The 17242-nt window shown below is 63.9% G+C and carries 17 protein-coding genes and 1 pseudogene; 7 read left to right on the top strand and 11 right to left on the bottom strand.

The window, feature by feature from the left end; translation table 11 throughout:
• Window positions 1-17 precede the first annotated feature (17 nt).
• Entirely contained in the window at window positions 18-458 is a 441-nt protein-coding gene (locus tag H5V43_RS09540; RefSeq protein WP_025552095.1) for a VOC family protein, read from the bottom strand.
• Window positions 459-583: 125 nt separating this feature from the next.
• Between H5V43_RS09540 and H5V43_RS09545 the strand changes: the two genes are divergently transcribed.
• On the top strand, window positions 584-1255 hold the full coding sequence (locus tag H5V43_RS09545) for a winged helix-turn-helix transcriptional regulator (protein ID WP_025552093.1): 672 nt from the start codon (window positions 584-586) through the stop codon (window positions 1253-1255).
• A 48-nt stretch (window positions 1256-1303) separates the two neighbouring features.
• Here the strand turns inward: H5V43_RS09545 and H5V43_RS09550 are convergent, their stop codons facing one another.
• Window positions 1304-2044 carry an SDR family oxidoreductase gene (locus tag H5V43_RS09550; protein WP_025552092.1) on the bottom strand — a complete coding sequence of 247 codons (741 nt, stop codon included), beginning with the start codon at window positions 2042-2044 and terminating at the stop codon, window positions 1304-1306.
• 99 nt (window positions 2045-2143) lie between these two features.
• Between H5V43_RS09550 and H5V43_RS09555 the strand changes: the two genes are divergently transcribed.
• Entirely contained in the window at window positions 2144-2578 is a 435-nt protein-coding gene (locus tag H5V43_RS09555) for a winged helix-turn-helix transcriptional regulator (protein WP_025552091.1), read from the top strand.
• A gap of 4 nt (window positions 2579-2582) precedes the next feature.
• On the opposite strand, the gene H5V43_RS09560 is transcribed toward H5V43_RS09555, so the two are convergent.
• From H5V43_RS09560 to H5V43_RS09570, 3 genes are all read right to left on the bottom strand, one after another.
• Window positions 2583-3422 (bottom strand): hypothetical protein, encoded by an 840-nt coding sequence (locus H5V43_RS09560; RefSeq protein ID WP_025552089.1) that lies wholly within the window; start codon window positions 3420-3422, stop codon window positions 2583-2585.
• Between the two features lie 254 nt (window positions 3423-3676).
• Window positions 3677-4687 carry an NAD(P)H-dependent flavin oxidoreductase gene (locus H5V43_RS09565; protein ID WP_025552087.1) on the bottom strand — a complete coding sequence of 337 codons (1011 nt, stop codon included), beginning with the start codon at window positions 4685-4687 and terminating at the stop codon, window positions 3677-3679.
• Window positions 4688-4817: 130 nt separating this feature from the next.
• A complete protein-coding gene (locus tag H5V43_RS09570; protein WP_025551431.1) occupies window positions 4818-6083 on the bottom strand; it encodes an aspartate kinase in 1266 nt (421 codons plus the stop codon).
• A 180-nt stretch (window positions 6084-6263) separates the two neighbouring features.
• Here H5V43_RS09570 and H5V43_RS09575 point away from each other — a divergent pair, with 180 nt between their 5' ends.
• The 3 genes and pseudogenes from H5V43_RS09575 (at window position 6264) to H5V43_RS09585 (ending at window position 7859) form a co-directional block, all read left to right on the top strand.
• Window positions 6264-6491 carry a hypothetical protein gene (locus H5V43_RS09575; RefSeq protein WP_044660055.1) on the top strand — a complete coding sequence of 76 codons (228 nt, stop codon included), beginning with the start codon at window positions 6264-6266 and terminating at the stop codon, window positions 6489-6491.
• A gap of 32 nt (window positions 6492-6523) precedes the next feature.
• The gene (ubiG, locus tag H5V43_RS09580) at window positions 6524-7261 is read left to right on the top strand and encodes a bifunctional 2-polyprenyl-6-hydroxyphenol methylase/3-demethylubiquinol 3-O-methyltransferase UbiG (protein WP_025551427.1); all 738 of its coding nucleotides are present in this window, start codon (window positions 6524-6526) and stop codon (window positions 7259-7261) included.
• A 5-nt stretch (window positions 7262-7266) separates the two neighbouring features.
• Window positions 7267-7859 (top strand): annotated as a pseudogene (locus H5V43_RS09585) (YdeI/OmpD-associated family protein).
• Between the two features lie 114 nt (window positions 7860-7973).
• On the opposite strand, the gene H5V43_RS09590 reads toward H5V43_RS09585, so the two are convergent.
• The gene (locus H5V43_RS09590; RefSeq protein WP_244968609.1) at window positions 7974-8684 is read right to left on the bottom strand and encodes a hypothetical protein; all 711 of its coding nucleotides are present in this window, start codon (window positions 8682-8684) and stop codon (window positions 7974-7976) included.
• Window positions 8685-8886: 202 nt separating this feature from the next.
• Window positions 8887-9702, bottom strand: coding sequence for an HpcH/HpaI aldolase/citrate lyase family protein (locus tag H5V43_RS09595; protein WP_025551425.1), 816 nt, complete (start codon window positions 9700-9702; stop codon window positions 8887-8889).
• An 80-nt stretch (window positions 9703-9782) separates the two neighbouring features.
• Between H5V43_RS09595 and H5V43_RS09600 the strand changes: the two genes are divergently transcribed.
• Window positions 9783-10754 (top strand): SPFH domain-containing protein, encoded by a 972-nt coding sequence (locus H5V43_RS09600; RefSeq protein ID WP_025551423.1) that lies wholly within the window; start codon window positions 9783-9785, stop codon window positions 10752-10754.
• The gene (locus tag H5V43_RS09605) at window positions 10751-11197 is read left to right on the top strand and encodes an NfeD family protein (protein WP_025551422.1); all 447 of its coding nucleotides are present in this window, start codon (window positions 10751-10753) and stop codon (window positions 11195-11197) included. Before H5V43_RS09600 ends, H5V43_RS09605 begins: the two co-directional genes overlap by 4 nt.
• 318 nt (window positions 11198-11515) lie before the next feature.
• Here the strand turns inward: H5V43_RS09605 and H5V43_RS09610 are convergent, their stop codons facing one another.
• The 4 genes from H5V43_RS09610 to H5V43_RS09625 form a co-directional block, all read right to left on the bottom strand.
• The gene (locus H5V43_RS09610) at window positions 11516-12277 is read right to left on the bottom strand and encodes an SDR family NAD(P)-dependent oxidoreductase (RefSeq protein ID WP_025551421.1); all 762 of its coding nucleotides are present in this window, start codon (window positions 12275-12277) and stop codon (window positions 11516-11518) included.
• Between the two features lie 14 nt (window positions 12278-12291).
• Complete coding sequence (locus H5V43_RS09615; RefSeq protein WP_099186029.1) at window positions 12292-13476, bottom strand: acetyl-CoA C-acyltransferase; 1185 nt, start codon at window positions 13474-13476, stop codon at window positions 12292-12294.
• A gap of 110 nt (window positions 13477-13586) precedes the next feature.
• Complete coding sequence (locus H5V43_RS09620) at window positions 13587-14882, bottom strand: pyruvate dehydrogenase complex dihydrolipoamide acetyltransferase (RefSeq protein WP_099186030.1); 1296 nt, start codon at window positions 14880-14882, stop codon at window positions 13587-13589.
• A gap of 1 nt (window position 14883) precedes the next feature.
• Entirely contained in the window at window positions 14884-17223 is a 2340-nt protein-coding gene (locus H5V43_RS09625) for a transketolase (protein WP_025551420.1), read from the bottom strand.
• Window positions 17224-17242 lie beyond the last annotated feature (19 nt).

The raw sequence follows: 17242 nt of genomic DNA on the forward strand, positions 1-17242 counted from the left end.
TTAAGGAAAGGCGGAGTTCAGGCAGCGGCTTCCTTGTTCACCGCCAGCGCCGCTTCCATATCCATCCACGCCACTTCCCAGATATGGCCGTCCAGGTCGGCAAAGCTGCGGCCGTACATGAAGCCATGGTCCTGCCGGGGATTGGGCTCCGCACCGCCCGCCGCCAACGCCTTCTCCGTCGTCCGGTCGACATCGGCGCGGCTCGCCTCGCTAAGGGCAAGCAGCACCTGCGCCGTTTCATGCGCGTCCGGAATGCGACGCGGCGTGAAGCCGGCAAACCGCTCCCGCGTCAGCAGCATCACGTGGATATTGTCGGAAAAGCTCAGCATCTGCGCGCTGTCGTCCGCAAAATCATTGTTCCGGACCGCGCCCACCGCCTCGTAAAAGGCGATCGAGGCAGCCAGGTCCTTCACCGGCAGGTTGACGAAAATCATTTTCGGAGCGGGGGCGTTCGGCATCACACATCTCCTTGGGATCATCCTGGCCTGTGGCCTTTTCCCGACTCACCGGCTTGAACTTTATGCACTGGCAGATTATATTATACAACCTATAAGTTAGGAAAAATAACCAAGGACTTCCTCTCGTGAAAAAGCGGGCCTATCAGGATGGTTGTGCAACGGCCCATGCGCTGGACCTGATCGGGGATCGCTGGGCCATGCTGATCATGCGGGAATTGATGCTCGGTCCCAAGCGTTTCACCGATTTGCGCGCCAGCCTGCCCGGAATCAGCGCCAATGTGCTGACGCAAAGGCTAGAGGAGCTGGAAGCGGCCAGCATCCTCATCCGCCGCCGCCTGCCCCCGCCCGCCGCCAGCCAGATTTATGAGCTGACGGAATGGGGCCGCGAGTCGGAGATATTGTTCCAGGTGCTGGGACGCTGGGCATCCCGCTCTCCCACGATGCAGCCCGGCATGCCGATGAGCAATGCGTCGGTGATCCTGTCGATGCGCACGATGATCGACCGCGACCGCATAGGCGATCTGGACGCCACCATCGGCCTGCGCTTCGGGGAGGAGGAGTTCCGCCTGACCCTGAAGGATGGCGATTTCACCGCCGTGCGCGGCGAAGCGGGCGGTGCGGACGCGATCTTCTCCGGCGACCAAAATGGGCTGGCCGCCGTGATCTATGGCGGCCTGACGTTCGAGGACGTGGCCGACTCGCTTCAGGTGGAGGGGGACATGGCCCTTGCGGCACGCTTCGTCCGGCTCTTCCCCTTGCCGCCCAAGGCGCCTTCGACGGCCACGCCAGCGTCATGAGGCCCCATAATCCTCCCCATGCCGGGCATGGGGAGGATTCATCTCCGCTCAATGCCCGGCGTTCAAAATCCCGAACACCTGCTCAAACTCCCCGCGCCGCTCCGCTTCGCGCAGGAACTTCACCCGTTCGACGCAGATTTCCTCCAGCGGCGGCTGCTGCGCCAGCAGCCCCATGACTTCCGCTATGAATTCGTCCAGCGGCATCATCTGCGGATTTTCCGCATGGCCGGGCATCAGGTCGGTCTGCACTCCCGGCGGCGCCAGTTCGATCACCTCGACATTGCTGCCCCTGAGCTGATGCCGCATCGACTGCGACCAGCTATGGAGCGCCGCCTTGGTTGCGCTGTAGGTGGGAGTGGCCGCCAGCGGGACGAAGGCCAGACCCGACGTCACCGTCATCAGCGTCGCCGCCTCCAGCCCCAGCAGATGCGGCAGCAACGCATGGGTCAGGCGGATCGGCCCCAACAGGTTCGTGGCGACGGTGGCCTCCGCTATGGCAAGGTCGATCCGCTCCTCCACAACCATGATCCCGGCATTATGGATCACGACATTGAGCGCGGGGAAGTCCGCGACCAGCTTTCCGGCGAAGGCCGCGATCGCCGCCGCGTCCTCCATGTCGACGGTCAGGGCTGCCATGCCCGGATGCTCCGCCGCCACGGCGTCCAGCGCCGCCTGCCGCCGCCCGGCGATGATGACCTGATTGCCGGCCGCATGGAATTCATGCGCCAGCGCCGCGCCGATGCCGGAACCGCCGCCGGTGATGAGGATGGTGTTGCCGCTCTTACGCATGGTCTTCTCCTTTTGCGATGGTGTGACCGGCAATCTAGAGCTACACTCTCTTTTTGAAAGAAGGCACCGAAAAGTGCCATACGCACCAAGAGGTGAGAAATGGAAAATCCGTTGCAAAAACGTTTTGCCCCGGCTGAAATCGCCGAAGCGGAAGCCTTTATCGACACCAATCCCGAAGCGCCGCTGGACCCGCGGATCGAACGACTCGTCAACGATCTGATCGGCCGCGTCGCGGATAAATGGACGCTGCTGGTCCTCGAACTGCTGGAGGAAAGGGGCACGCTCCGCTTCACCCGCATTGCCGAACAGGTGGAAGGCATCAGCCAGAAGATGCTGACCCAGACATTGCGTCAGATGGAGCGCGACGGCCTCGTCATCCGCACCGTCCATCCCGTGGTGCCGCCGCGCGTCGAATATGCGCTGACGCCGCTCGGCAACAGTCTCAGCGCCGCTTTTTGCGGCGTCTGGGTCTGGGCGGAGCGCAATCTGGAAGCGGTGGAGGAAGCCCGCCGCCGTTTCGACACGCGCGACTGAGGGATTATTGCGCGGGAATGAAGGTTTCCCGCATGGGCGTCAGCGGGAATGTCGGCACCTCGACCCGCACCGGAGCGCCGGGCACCAGGGCCGACGGTTGCGTCCCCGGCGCACCGGGCGCAAAACCGGCCGCGATCTCCCTGGGTGGGGTCGGCGGCGGCGGCAGCGGCGTTGGCGACACCACCACGCTCACCGTCCCGCCGAAGCGCGACTGCCATTCGGCCAGCCGCCGCAGATAATCGGCATAGGCGGCGTAGAATTCCTGGAACGGCTTTTCCAATTGGGTGAGCGCTTCGGGCGCATAGGCCAGCAGCTGGTTCGACGGCATGGCCAGTATCTTCGCCCCCACCTCTATGGCCACGGGGCAGAAGCTCTTCGTCACCGGCGGCAGTGCAAAGAAATTATAGACGACGGTGTTGAGCAGTTCCCGCGCCTTCAGCCCGCCCTGACCGTAAGCGACATAATAATTACGGTCGACCGCCGCGTTCGCTTCGCGCAGGGCCGCCTCATGCACATGCAATATCCGGTTATACTGGATGCGCGCCGGTTCGTTCACGCCATGACAGGAAAGCGCCGCGACGTTCAGCGCCATGCGCACGTGCCACAGCGCCGTATTGGCCGTCACGCCGCGATTGGGCGTCAGATATTTGCCGTCCTCGCCCACTTCCGGAATGCCCATTTCCTCGACCGCCCCCATCGGCGGCAGGGGCTTTATCGTCGGCACCACCGGGGGTGGCGGCGTGGGCGGCGCCTTCCTCTCGGGCGTGGAACAGCCTGCGATCAGCGCGAGCGCGGTGACAGATGCAAACTCACAGAAACGGCGAACGACGGTACGCGGCGGCACCCTGGCATCCCTTTGATCATTATCCGGACGTCACAACTCATCGCAGAGCGAAGCGTTCCTGACGACCAAAGCGGGCTCGGCTCGTCCGGGGAGGGATTCGGTTCGTCCCATTTGTCCTGCGACGCGCACCTGCGAAGACAATGCGATATGCCCGGGGCGCGCTGCTTTAAATCGGACGCCGGTCGCGCGCTTCGATTTTCTGTTGCCGCATCCTTTGAAGCAGAAAACCGGTTCCCGCTTTTCTGCACGATACCCTAGATGCGCCGTTCCAGCGCCGCCGCCGCTTCGTCCATCAATTGCGCGATGATGTCGGCCACCGGCTCCTCCTTCGACACCATGCCCACCGACTGCCCGGCCATCAGCGAACCGCCCTCGACATCGCCGTCGATCACAGCGCGGCGAAGCGCACCCGCCCAATAATGTTCGATCTGAAGCTGCGCCTCGCCCATGTCGACCGCGCCGCTGTCGAGCAGATTGGCGACCTCCCGCTGCTTGGCCGTAAAGGCCTCGGTTCCCGCGTTTTTCAGCGCCCGCACGGGGATGACCGGCAGGCGCGGGTCGATCTGCACGCTGGCGATCGCATCGCGGGCCGATGCACGGAAAAAGGCCTTCTTGAAGTTCGGATGGGCGATGCTCTCGACCGCGCAGGCAAAGCGGGTGCCCAGCTGCACGCCCGCCGCGCCCATTTCCAGATAGCCGGCGATCAGTTCGCCACGCCCGATGCCGCCGGCGACGAAGACGGGAAGCTGCGACGCCATTTCCGGCAGGATTTCCTGCGCCAGCACGCTGGTCGACACCGGGCCGATATGTCCGCCCGCCTCCATGCCCTCGATCACCAGCGCATCCACGCCGGAACGCGCCAGCTTCTTGGCCAGCGCCAGCGCGGGAGCGAAGCAGATCAGCTTCGCGCCCTTCTCCTTGATCGCCTCGATACTGCCCTTGGGCGGCAGGCCGCCGGCGAGGACGACATGGCCGACCTCATGTTTCGCGCAAACCTCGATCAGCTCGAAAAGCTGCGGGTGCATGGTGATGAGGTTGACGCCGAAGGGCTTGCCCGTCAGCGCCTTGGTCGCCGCGATTTCCCTGTCGAGCAGCTCGGGAGTCATGGCACCGCAGGCGATCACGCCGAAGCCGCCCGCATTGGAGATGGCCGCAACCAGATTGCGCTCCGACACCCAGCTCATCGCCCCGCAGAGGATCGCAACCTCGCAGCCCAGAAATTCAGTGCCGCGAGCCATCAGGGAAGCGAGTTTGGCGTTGGTCATGTTCAAGCCCTTAGAATCATAAAGCCCCTCCCCTTCAGGGGAGGGGTTGGGGTGGGGGTTCTCCCCACGCGCTATTTTGTGGGGCGTTCCCCACCCCCGGCCCCTCCCCTGAAGGGGAGGGGAGAAAAGGTCAAGCGACCGGTGCGTCCAGGCCATAGGCCGTGTGCAGCACACGCACCGCCAGTTCGGTCTCATCCTCGTCGATCAGCACCGAAACCTTGATCTCGCTGGTCGAGATGGCGAGGATATTGATGCCGCGATCGGCCAGCGACTTGAACATGGTGCTGGCGACGCCCGCATGGCTCTTCATGCCGACGCCGACGACCGACACCTTCGCCACCTTCGTATCCGGGATCACCCGGTTGAAGCCGATCACGTCCTTCTGGCTTTCCAGCACGTCCAGCGCCCGTGCAAGATCCGCGCCCGGCACGGTGAAGGTCACGTCCGTCTCGCCCTTGTCGCGGCCGACATTCTGGATGATCATGTCCACGTTGATCGCGGCGTCGGCCAGCGGCCCGAAGATGTGCGCCACCGCGCCCGGACGGTCCGGCACGCGGGTCAGGGTGATCTTCGCCTCATTCTTGTCATGGGCGATGCCGGTGATGAGCTGACGTTCCATCTTGTCTTCCTTGAGCTTGGCTTCCAGTTCCTCTTCGCTGACGATCAGCGTGCCGGGGAGGTCGTCCTGGGTGGGATCATCGAAGGAGGAAAGCACCTGCACGACCACGCCTTCCTTCATGGCGAGGCCGACCGAGCGGGTCTGGAGCACCTTGGCGCCGACCGAAGCCAGTTCCAGCATTTCCTCATAGGTAACGAGGTCGAGCTTGCGCGCCCGCGCCACGATGCGGGGATCGGTGGTGTAGACGCCGTCGACGTCGGTATAGATGTCGCAGCGGTCCGCCTTCACCGCCGCCGCGACGGCAACGGCCGAGGTATCGGACCCGCCGCGGCCGAGGGTGGAGATGCGGCCATCCTCCATCATGCCCTGAAAGCCGGGGATGACCGCCACCGTGCCCGACCGCATCGACGCCAGCAGGTCGATCGTGTCGATGTCCCCGATGCGCGCCTTGGCATGGGCTTCGTTGGTGCGGATCGGAAGCTGCCAGCCGAGCCAGCTCCGCGCATCCACGCCCATCGCCTTCAGCGTCATGGCGAGCAGGCCGCTCGTCACCTGTTCGCCGGAAGCAACGACGACATCATATTCCGCCGGATCGTAGAGCGGCGAGGCTTCCTTGCAGAAACCCACCAGCCGGTCGGTCTCCCCCGCCATGGCGGATACGACGACGGCGACCTCATGCCCCTGTTCGACGACATGTTTGACCCGTGCGGCGACGTTGCGAATTCGCTCCATCCCCGCCATGGAGGTGCCGCCGAATTTCATCACGATGCGCGCCATTTGCCTGTCGAACCCGCCTGCTGAAAAGAAATAAAATGCCCCGGAGGGGCGCGAAAACGGCGCTCCTATTAGCAGCAGCGGCGAATATGGCAAGCAAAGCGACAGAGTAGCGGGAGCAGCGGAAGGAACCGACCCGCCTGCCGGTCATTGCCCGTCCGGGGACCAGGAACGGAGGATGCGATGGAAAGCAGCTTATGGGCGATGGTGACGATCGGCGGGCCGATCCTGCTCGGGATCGTGCTGATTTTCGTGATGCTCAGCAACCGCAGGCACCGGACGCCGGAAGAGATGCGCCGCACCGAGGATGCGACGCGGGACCTCTACCGTCGCCTCGACCAGGAGGACAAGGCGCGCGAATTCGGATCGGCGGCGCCGGGCAATGCAAGACAGGCCGAAAAACAGCCATAGCCTGCACCCCCGGACACTGGTAGCAGGATGCCATGGAGAATATTGCGTCCAGCACCATCGACCCGCGTGAAGCCGCCCATTTCGGCACCATGGCCGCCGACTGGTGGAATCCCCATGGCAGCAGCGCCATGCTGCACAAGCTCAATCCGGTCCGGCTGCGCTATATTCGCGATGCCGTCGACCGGCATTGGCCGGGGCGGAGCCATGATTTCCGCCCGCTCGCGGGCCGGCGCGCCCTGGACGTCGGCTGCGGCGCCGGCCTGCTGGCCGAACCGCTGGCGCGCCTGGGCGCTAGCCTGACCGCGCTGGACGCGGCGGAGGAGAATATCGCCGTGGCGCGCAACCATGCCGCGGGGCAAGGCCTCGCCATCGACTATCGCGCCACGCCGGTGGAACGACTGGAGGAAACAGGTTTCGACCTCGTCACCTGCATGGAGGTGATCGAACATGTGGCGGACCCGGCAGCCTTCGTCGCCGCGCTGGCGGAAAAGATGGCCCCGGACGGCCTGCTGATCCTTTCTACGCCCAACCGCACCCCCCTCTCCCGCCTTGCCATGATCACCATCGGGGAAAGCATCGGCGGCATCCCCAAGGGCACGCATGACTGGCACAAATTCCTCAATCCCGAGGAACTTGCGAAGCTGCTGGAGAATGCGGGACTGGAGGTGATCGACAGCAGCGGGCTCAGCTTCTCACCGGCCAGGGGCTTCATCCTTTCGCCCAACAAGGCGATCAACTATCTGCTGACCGCCCAGCACCGGCAGGGCTGATGGCGATGGCGGTCGATCCCCGCATCGACGCCTACATCGCCGGGCAGGCCGATTTCGCTCAGCCGATCCTCCGCCATTTGCGCGGTCTGATCCACGCGGCATCGCCCGACATTGCGGAAACCGTCAAATGGGGCATGCCCTTCTTCACCTATCGGGACAAAAACCTCTGCAACATGGCCGGCTTCCAGCGGCATGTCGCCTTCGGCTTCTGGCATGACAAGGTTGCGCCGGACGGCAGCCGTGGCGAAGCCATGGGCCAGTTCGGCCGGATTCGACGCCTGCACGATCTGCCGGACGATGCCATGATCGCAGCTCTTTTGAGGAAAGCCATGGCGTTGATAGAGGCCGGCGACGAGCCACGCAGCGGCGTGAAGAGGCCTCGCGCACCGCTTCCCCTGCATCCCGCTTTCTCAGCGGCCCTCAACGCCGATCCTGCCGCCGCGGCAACATGGGCAGGCTTCCCGCCCGGCAAGATTCGCGACTATTGCGAGTGATCAACGATGCGCGAACGGATGCCACCCGCGACAGGCGCATCGCACAGGCGGTCGAATGGATCGCGGCGGGCAAGGGCCGCAACTGGAAATATGAAAAACGCTGAGAAGCGGTGGGCCGGGGATGGAGACTGGAGGAACGCAGCGGGGACTGAAAAAGCGTTCCGGGGCTCGCATTTCCCCGTGCCGCGCTCCCCAAAGGCGCGGCACCCATGACACCCTCAACTCACCGGCTTCGCCACAGCCACCATCGTCGGCTGGGCATCCGACACGGCATCCTTCGGCGCCACATCGCCAGCCGGAGTCTTGAGGCTCGCAGCAGCCGATTGTAGCGCAATGGCCGCCGCCTCCAGCGCTGCGACCGCCGATTGCGGCGTGACTGCGGGCGGTGCCGCTTCCGCCACGGCAACCGGCGTCGCGGGTTCCGCTACCGGCGGCGGCGCGGCCAAAGGCGCCGCAGCAGCCGTCTTCAGTTCACAGACATCGCCCACGCCAGCCGGCTTTTCCGAAAAATTCCGCGCCAACACAGGCAGTTCGTCCTGACCGGCGTTGGTGGCCAACGTCATCAGCGTGTCGGCCATTTGACAGAAACCCGCCGATTGCACGCCATCCGTATGACTGTTGGCCATTTTCGTGATGAAGTCGTCATAGGCACGTTGCCCGTCGGCAATGCCGTTTTCACGCATGAAACGCAGTTTCAATGCATTATTATATTTGTCCGCATTTCCCATCCTCTCATAGAATTTATCGTATTTCGCGGTGATTTCGCTATTGGTCGATCGGCATTTCAGCGATCCCAGCATCAACATGATCTGAAGATCTCTGACACGCGCCGCCTCTATTTCATAAGGCTGCCAGCACTGTACCTCCCCCGCGGACGCAGCGCCGCCGAAAAAGAGCGCAACGATACAACTGGCGGCACGCGCCGCCATCCTCAACCTGGACATGATGGACCTCGCAGAATCTCCGACCCCGCAAATCAAACATTAACATTTTGCCATAAAAATGCCATTAATTTTTATTTGACAGTGACATTTATGACGCATCCGGAAACATCGCGGATTCACGTCCTTTCCCTGATTTTATGACCGTTGCACCGGGTTATCCATGCGGATATTTCAGTTCCGGCATTGGCTATGCCGTCACGGCGTCGGCCCGCGCGATCAGCGCCCTCGCCTCCTCGACATGCATGCTTTCGATCATTCGCCCCTCGAACCGCTCGGCCCCGCCCGTCGCCGCCTCGACCAGCCGCCGTGCATCGGCGACGGCCTGGGGGTCGGGACCGAACACCTGATTGGCGACCGGCACCTGGCTCGGATGGATCAGCGTCTTGCCGTCGAAGCCCAGCGCATGCCCCGCCGCGCACTCGCTTTCGAAACCCGCTTCATCGTCCAGCCGGTTGAAGACGCCATCGAACACGGCGATCCCCGCCGCTCGCGCCGCCAGGATGACGGATTGCAGGGACAGGGCCAGTCCTTCCCGCCCGGCCGACGGCGGTATCCCCAAATCCTGCCGCAGATCGTTATTCCCCATGAACAGCCCCGCGCAGCCCTCCGCCGCCGCGATCGCCTGCGCCGCCAGCACGCCCGTCGCGCTCTCGATCATCGCGATCACCGGCTTGTGGCAGACGCTGAACACATCCTTCACCTGGCGGGGATTTTCCACCTTGGGCAGCACCACATAATCCGCGGCCGATGCCTTGAGCGCGACCATCTCCCGCCCATGAGAGGGCGCGCCCTCGACATTGATGCGCACTGCCGAGAGACGACTGCCAAATCCCTCCGCAACCGCTTCGACCGCAGTGGCCAGCGCTTCTTCCTTGCGGCCGTCGGGCACCGCATCCTCCAGATCCAGTATCACCATGTCGCAGGACAGCGTCCGTGCCTTGGCAATGGCGCGCGGGTTGGACGCGGGAAGAAACAGCAGCGATCGGGCGTGGCGCAACAACATGATGGAACTCCTATCACTTTGCCTTTTCCCATTCATGATTTCGCGTCATAGTCCAAGCGGATTTCGGGGGAGAGGCAGAGATGCTGGCGACATTCGCGCTGACGGTGACATTATTGGTGCTGTTCTACCTGGCGGTGAGCGTCAAGGTCGTGCGCCAGGGCTATCAATATACCATCGAACGCTTCGGCCGCTTCACCGAAGTCGCGCGCCCCGGCCTGAATTTCTACCCCGCCTTCTTCTACGCCGTCGGGCGGAAGATCAACATGATGGAACAGGTGGTCGACATTCCGGGGCAGGAGATCATCACCAAGGACAACGCCATGGTCTCGGTCGACGGCGTCGTGTTCTTCCAGGTGCTGGACGCGGCCAAGGCGGCCTATGAAGTGTCGGAACTCTATGTCGCGATCATGCAGCTCGCGACCACCAACCTGCGCACGGTCATGGGGTCGATGGACCTGGACGAAACCCTGTCCAAGCGCGACGAGATCAACGCCCGCCTGCTCTCGGTGGTCGACCACGCCACCAATGCATGGGGCATCAAGATCACCCGCGTGGAACTCAAGGACATCCGCCCGCCCGCCGACATCGTCAACGCCATGGGCCGCCAGATGAAGGCCGAACGCGAGAAGCGCGCCCTGATCCTCGAATCGGAGGGGCTGCGCGCATCGGAAATCCTGAAGGCCGAAGGGCAGAAGCAAAGCCAGATCCTGGAAGCGGAGGGCCGCCGCGAAGCCGCCTTCCGCGACGCCGAAGCCCGCGAGCGCGAGGCGGAGGCCGAAGCCAAGGCAACGCAGATGGTTTCCGAAGCCATCGCCAGCGGCAACGCGCAGGCGATCAACTATTTCGTCGCCCAGAAATATGTCGAGGCGGTGAGCCAGTTCGCCACCTCCCCCAACGCCAAGACGATCCTTTTCCCGGTGGAGGCGACTCAGCTGATCGGCACATTGGGCGGCATCGGCGCGCTGGCCAGGGAGGCTCTGGGAGACGCCGCGCCTCCACCGCCGCCCCCTGCCCCGTCGCGGCGCGGTCCGTTCGGACAGGGGCAGGCATGACCGACTGGCTCGCCATGCTGGACGACCATTGGGGCTGGCTGGTCTTCGCCGCGCTGCTCGCCATGGGTGAAGTGGTGATACCGGGCGTATTCCTGATCTGGGTCGCGCTGGCGGCCGCGCTGACCGGTCTGGTCGCCCTCGCCTTTCCGGTCTCCATCCCGCTTCAGTTGCTGCTTTTCGCGGGCCTTTGCCTGCTGTCGGTCTGGGGCGGGCGACGCTGGTACACCGCAAATCCGGTGGACTCGCAAGACCCGCTCCTCAACGACCGCACCGCCCGGCTGGTGGGAGAGGTCGTCACCGTCGTCGAACCCATCGACAATGGCCGGGGCCGGGTGAAGGTGGGCGACAGCGTCTGGTCGTGCAGAGGCCCTGACTCGCCAGTCGGTGCAAGAATGAGAGTGACGGGCGCGGAAGCTGCGGTGCTGACCGTGGAACCGGCTTGATGGCGATAACCCAAGTTGCGGATCGCATCGAGGATGTTCTGAAGGCGAACCATCCCGGCGGTTGAGATCACCAAAGACAAGCTTGGTCGCCGCGCGGGAAACAGATGTTCAGCCACGAAGCCCCAAGATGAAGCGCTTCTCTCTTCCCAACAACCGACCTCTGAAAAGCCATCGCTCCACGCCGTTCAGGCGGATCTCCGACAGAGGACGACAATATCGACAGCAAGCCGCAGTCGCCCGAACTGCTTCGGCATTTGGCGCCGTTGCGGAAAAGCGCTCGATCATCTCTGCCTTGACATTCGGGCCGCCGCTGCGCGCCTATTTGGGGGCCATCCTGATCGCTCCGTCCAGGCGAATGACCTCTCCGTTCAACATCGGGTTGGTTATGATGCTTTCGACCAATTGCGCATATTCGCCGGGCTGCCCCAACCGGCTGGGGAACGGCACCTGCTTTCCGAGGGAGTCCTGGGCCTCCTGGGGCAGCCCAGCAAGCAGCGGCGTCCAGAAGATGCCCGGTGCGATCGCCATGACCCTTATGCCATAACGCGCAAGCTCTCGCGCTATCGGCAGTGTCATTCCAACGATTCCACTCTTCGACGCGGCATAGCCGGCTTGACCGATCTGCCCATCATAGGCGGCAACCGACGCCGTGTTGACGATGACACCGCGCTCCTCGCCAACAGGTTCGGCGGTGTGAAGCCGCGCGGCGAAGGCAGAGAGCACATTGAACGAACCTATGAGATTGATCGTCACGATCCTGGAGAAGTCGGCAAGCGGCATCGGACTGCCGTCGCGATCTATCACCTTGCGCGGCGTGGCGATGCCGGCGCAATTGACCAGGATGCGAGCGACGCCGTGCCGCGCCTCAGCTTCCGCGATCGCCGCGTGAACGGCGACTTCGTCCGTCACATCCACAGCCAGGAAATGTCCTCCCAACTCCTCAGCCTGTGCGGAACCGAGCTTTGAATTGAGGTCGAAGATCGTGACCCTGGCTCCTAAGCGGGCAAGGCGCAGTGCCGTGCCAGCCCCGAGCCCCGATGCGCCTCCCGTGACGATTGCCGCAACGCCATCGATGTTCATCGCTTGTCTCTCCCTCAAATCAGTTCAATTGCCATTGCGGTCGCTTCGCCGCCGCCGATGCACAGGGCCGCGACGCCGCGCCGACCGCCCCGGCGTTGAAGCGCCGCCAGCAAGGTTGCCAGAATGCGCGCGCCCGACGCGCCGATCGGATGGCCCAGCGCTGTCGCTCCGCCATTTACATTGAGGCGGTCATCGGGGATTGCCAGGTCGCGCGCCGCGATCATCGCTACCGCGGCAAAGGCTTCGTTCACCTCGAACAGGTCGACATCCTCAACCGACCAGCCTGTTCTGCCGAGCAACGTCCGGATGGCGTGAACGGGAGCGGTGGTGAAGAGCGCGGGAGCATGCGCATGCGCCGCGGACCCGCTCAAGCGCGCTATTACCGGCATTTTGAGCCGCTCGGCAACGCTCCGCCGAGTCAATATAATGGCCGCCGCGCCATCGGAGATCGATGCCGAACTCGCCGCAGTGATCGTGCCGTTTGACGCGAATGCAGGCTTTAACGTCGGTATTTTCTCCGGCCGCGCCCTCCCCGGCTGCTCGTCCGTTGCGATGAATTGCGAGCCTGACCGCGTCCTTACAGGCACCGGCACGATTTCTTCGGCGAAGGCGCCCGTTTCGATTGCGGCCCGCGCCCGCTCCAGCGACCGAAGCGCATAGGCATCCTGCATCTCGCGCGTGAACTGATAGGCATCCGCCGTATCCTGCGCGAACGCGCCCATCGGCTTGCCCACGCTATAGGCATCCTCGAGACCGTCCATCATCATTGTGTCGATGACGCGGTCATGTCCGATCCGAGCGCCAGAGCGATGTTTGGGAAGGGCATAGGGCGCATTGGTCATGCTTTCCATGCCTCCGGCGACGATGACGTCGGCGGCGCCCGCTCGCAGCGCTTCGGCCGCCATGATGATTGCCTGCATGCCAGAGCCGCACATTTTGTTCACTGTCGTGGCCTGAACGCTCTCCGGAAGCCCGGCGCCGAGAGCGGCCTGTCGCGCCGGCGCCTGGCCGAGCGCCGCCGGCAGCACGCATCCCATGTAGATGCGGTCGATTGCTTCGCCCGGCACCTTGGCGCGTTCGACTGCCGCACGGACGGCGATAGCGCCAAGCTCCGTTGCGGCGACCGATGAAAACGCGCCTTGAAACCCGCCCATCGGAGTGCGGGCATAACTGGCAATCACGATAGGGTCGGTCTGCATAAATTTCCTTCAGCTTCAGGCGGATATGTCCGCTCCTGCTCCACGGATCTGGACAGCGCCTTCCTCGAATGATTTGAGGAAGAACAAGCGCCCCCCGGCACTTGTCATGATCAACTGCACAGCAGGATCGGCGTTTCGACAAGGCCGCGGAATGACTGCATGAACCGGGCCGCCAGGGCGCCGTCGATTGCGCGATGATCGAAGCTCGCCGTCGTCGCCATGATCGTCGCGAGCCCCACGGCACCATCGACCTTCCACGGCTGCTCCACCCCTGCGGCCGTGCCCAGAATGAGAGCCTGGGGCGGATTGATCACCGGAAACATCTCGTCGATCCCGAACATGCCGAGATTGGAGATCGAGCAGGTGCCGCCCTGATATTCCTCGGGCAGCAGCTTGCCATCGCGCGCCTTCGCGGCGAGCGCCTTCGTCTGCGTCGCTATGGCGGAAAGCGACAGCGCCTCAGCGCCCTTGATCACCGGAGTGATGAGGCCGCCGTCGATCGCAACCGCCATCGATATGTCGACGCGCGCGAAGCGATGCAGCTCCTCGCCGCCGAACTGGACGTTCGCGTCCGGCACTTCGACGAGCGCGAGCGCCAGGGCCTTGATCAGCATGTCGTTGACGCTGAGCTTGATGCTGCGCGGCGCGAGAGAGGCGTTCAATTCTCTGCGCAGCTTCAACAGCGGATCGATGTTGCAGCGTGCCGTCAGGTAGAAGTGCGGCACCGTCTGCTTGGATTCGGTGAGGCGCCGCGCGATGGTCTTTCGCATCGAACTGAGCTTGACCGTCTCGACAGGAACGCCGGAAGGCGGTGGGGCGATGGTCGCGACAGGGGACGGCACGGCGTCGATCGACCGTGCGACCGGGTCGTGGCGCGGGGTGACCAATGGCCCGATGCCAAGATCGGCGCGAACGATGCGGCCGTTGGGGCCGGTACCGGTGATGCCGCCAAGGTCAATGCCCTTCGCCTCCGCAATGCGCAATGCAAGCGGGCTAACCTTCACCCGCTCGGCGGGCGACACACGGGTGCGCGGCGCCGGCACCCTTGGCGCGGGCTTTGGCCGGACCGACTCTGGAGCGGATGGAGCGGGCGCTTGCGCGGCCTCGACAGGTCGGGCGATCGTCGGCTCGGCGCCGGCCAGCACCGGCCTGGGCGCGGTCTCGCCATTCTCCGCCATGACGGCAATGACCGTGCCGACCGCAACGTCTGCCGTTCCTTCGGGAACCACGAGGTTCGTTATCCTCCCCTCGTCCACGGCTTCGAATTCCATCGTGGCCTTGTCGGTCTCGATCTCGGCGAGGAGATCGCCGGCCTTCACCAGATCGCCCTCGGCGACCAGCCATTTTGCCAGCGTGCCCTTTTCCATCGTCGGCGACAGCGCCGGCATCTTCAGTTCGATGGCCATGTCAGTTTCCCAGGAAAAGTTCGGCGGCGGCTTCGATGATGGCGTCGCTGTCCAGCCGATAGGCGTGATAGAGATCGGGCAGGTCCCCGGTCTGGCCGAAACGGTCGGTCCCGAGCGGGCTCACCCGCATGCCCTTGACGCCGCCGAGCCAGGACAGCGCGGCGGGCGATCCGTCGAGCACCGTCACCAGGCCCGCGCCCGGTGCCAGCGCGGATAGCAACGTCTCAGCATGGCAGGGCGCGGCCGTTTCATCGGTCCAGCGCGCGGCGCGACGGGCCGACCAGCCGCGATGGAGCAGGTCAGGTGAGGTGACATTGAGCAGGCCGAGACCCGGAATGTCGTCGACAAGCTTTTCCCACGCCGCCAACGCTTCGGGCGCGACGACGCCGGTGAAGGCAATCGCGGCTTCAGCCCCTTCGGAAGGACGACGCAGCCAGTAACCGCCCTTCAACAGGTCGGCTTGCCAGCTGACGTCATCGCGTGCGACCTGCGGGATCGATCGGGTCGTCAGGCGCAGATAGACAGAGCTGCCGTCGGGCTGCTGCATATGGTCGAAGGCATAAGCCATCATCATGGCCAGCTCGTCGGCATAGGCCGGCTCGAAATAGGTGAGATTGGGCTGACCCATGCCGATCAGCGGGGTGTTGATCGACTGGTGCGCGCCGCCTTCCGCTGCCAGCGTAATCCCCGACGGCGTGCCCACCAGGAGGAAGCGGGAGTCCGAATAGCAGCCATAGTTCAGCGCATCGAGACCGCGGGCGATGAACGGGTCGTAGACAGTGCCGACCGGCAGCAGCCGTGTACCGAAATGCGGTGCGGCAAGGCCCAGCGAGGCCAGCATGAGGAAGAAGTTGTTCTCTGCAATGCCCAGCTCGATATGCTGACCCGCCGCATGCTGCGCCCATTTCTGTGCCGAGGGAATCTTCGCCTTGTGGAACACGTCGGCCAGCTCCTGCCGGCGAAACAGGCCGCGCTGGTTGACGAAGGCGCCGAGATTGGTGGTCTGGGTGACGTCAGGCGCGGTGGTGACAATGCGATCGGCCAGCTCCTCGCCCGATTTGGCGAGGTCGAGCAGGATGCGTCCGAAAGCGGCCTGGGTGGATTGTTCGGCGCCCTCGGGCGCGCGGATCGCCGGAACGGCGACTGCGGGCGCCAGCGGTTCCGTCTTGACCTTCGCGATCGGACTGTCGGCGATGAAAGCCTTCAGCTCTGTTGCGGCATTGTCGCCAAGGCCGCCCCAGGGTTCCCACTCCTCGCCTTCCCTGATGCCCAGGCCGGTGCGGAACTGCTCCATCTGGGCCGGGTTCATCATGCCCGAGTGATTGTCCTTGTGGCCCGCGAGCGGCAACCCGTGGCCCTTGACCGTATAGGCGATGAACAGGGTCGGCCGGTCGTCCTGCGCGCTGTCGAATGCGTCGACCAGCGTTTCGATGCAATGGCCGCCCAGATTGGTCATGAGCCGCGCCAGAGCCTCATCGTCATAGCTGTCGAGCAGCTTCCGGGCGTTTGGTTTCTGGCCAATATCGGCCATCAGCCTTTCGCGCCAGGCAGCGCCGCCCTGATAGGTGAGCGCCGCGAACTCGGCATTGGGGCAGCTGTCGATCCATTCTTCAAGCGCCCTGCCGCCGGGGCGCGCAAAGGCAGCGAGCTGCATCTTGCCATATTTGAGGGTGACAACGCGCCAGCCACATGTCTCGAAGATATCGTCGAAGCGCCGGAACATGCGATCCGCCGTGGTCGCATCCAGCGACTGGCGGTTATAGTCGACGATCCACCAGCAGTTGCGCAGATCGTGCTTGTAACCCTCGATCAGGCATTCGTAGATATTGCCCTCGTCGAGTTCGGCATCGCCCATCAGCGCGATCATGCGGCCCGCATCCTCCTCCCGCACCTGGCCGTGCGCGATAAGATAGTCCTGGACGAGTGAAGAGAAAGCCGTGACCGCGACGCCCAGGCCGACCGAGCCCGTGGAGAAGTCGACGGGGATAGTGTCCTTGGTACGGGAAGGATAGCTTTGCACACCCCCCAGACCGCGGAATTTCTGCATGCGATCGAGGGTCTGGTTGCCGAGCAGGTAATGGATGGCATGCAGTACCGGCCCCGCATGCGGCTTGACCGCCACTTTGTCCTGCGGACGAAGGGCATGGAAGTAGAGCGCCGCCATGATCGCGGTCATCGACGAACAACTGGCCTGATGGCCGCCGACCTTCAGGCCATCGCGTTTGGGCCGAAGATGATTGGCGTTGTGAATCATCCAGGAGGAAAGCCACAATAATCGCGTATCGAGATGCTCGAGCGCGTTGACGATGTCGCGTCGCGACTGGCTGCTCGCGGCTTCCATGCACTTGATCCTTCGAATT

It is taken from the genome of Sphingobium fuliginis (assembly GCF_015074805.1).
Taxonomy (GTDB): Bacteria; Pseudomonadota; Alphaproteobacteria; order Sphingomonadales; family Sphingomonadaceae; genus Sphingobium; species Sphingobium fuliginis.

Coding starts and splice junctions, on each gene's coding strand:
- H5V43_RS09540 (WP_025552095.1), bottom strand. CDS start 458: ATGCCGAACGCCCCCGCTCCGAAAATGATTTTCGTCAACCTGCCGGTG.
- H5V43_RS09550 (WP_025552092.1), bottom strand. CDS start 2,044: ATGCGTAAGAGCGGCAACACCATCCTCATCACCGGCGGCGGTTCCGGC.
- H5V43_RS09555 (WP_025552091.1), top strand. CDS start 2,144: ATGGAAAATCCGTTGCAAAAACGTTTTGCCCCGGCTGAAATCGCCGAA.
- H5V43_RS09565 (WP_025552087.1), bottom strand. CDS start 4,687: ATGACCAACGCCAAACTCGCTTCCCTGATGGCTCGCGGCACTGAATTT.
- H5V43_RS09570 (WP_025551431.1), bottom strand. CDS start 6,083: ATGGCGCGCATCGTGATGAAATTCGGCGGCACCTCCATGGCGGGGATG.
- H5V43_RS09575 (WP_044660055.1), top strand. CDS start 6,264: ATGGAAAGCAGCTTATGGGCGATGGTGACGATCGGCGGGCCGATCCTG.
- ubiG (WP_025551427.1), top strand. CDS start 6,524: ATGGAGAATATTGCGTCCAGCACCATCGACCCGCGTGAAGCCGCCCAT.
- H5V43_RS09590 (WP_244968609.1), bottom strand. CDS start 8,684: ATGGCGGCGCGTGCCGCCAGTTGTATCGTTGCGCTCTTTTTCGGCGGC.
- H5V43_RS09595 (WP_025551425.1), bottom strand. CDS start 9,702: ATGTTGTTGCGCCACGCCCGATCGCTGCTGTTTCTTCCCGCGTCCAAC.
- H5V43_RS09600 (WP_025551423.1), top strand. CDS start 9,783: ATGCTGGCGACATTCGCGCTGACGGTGACATTATTGGTGCTGTTCTAC.
- H5V43_RS09605 (WP_025551422.1), top strand. CDS start 10,751: ATGACCGACTGGCTCGCCATGCTGGACGACCATTGGGGCTGGCTGGTC.
- H5V43_RS09610 (WP_025551421.1), bottom strand. CDS start 12,277: ATGAACATCGATGGCGTTGCGGCAATCGTCACGGGAGGCGCATCGGGG.
- H5V43_RS09615 (WP_099186029.1), bottom strand. CDS start 13,476: ATGCAGACCGACCCTATCGTGATTGCCAGTTATGCCCGCACTCCGATG.
- H5V43_RS09620 (WP_099186030.1), bottom strand. CDS start 14,882: ATGGCCATCGAACTGAAGATGCCGGCGCTGTCGCCGACGATGGAAAAG.
- H5V43_RS09625 (WP_025551420.1), bottom strand. CDS start 17,223: ATGGAAGCCGCGAGCAGCCAGTCGCGACGCGACATCGTCAACGCGCTC.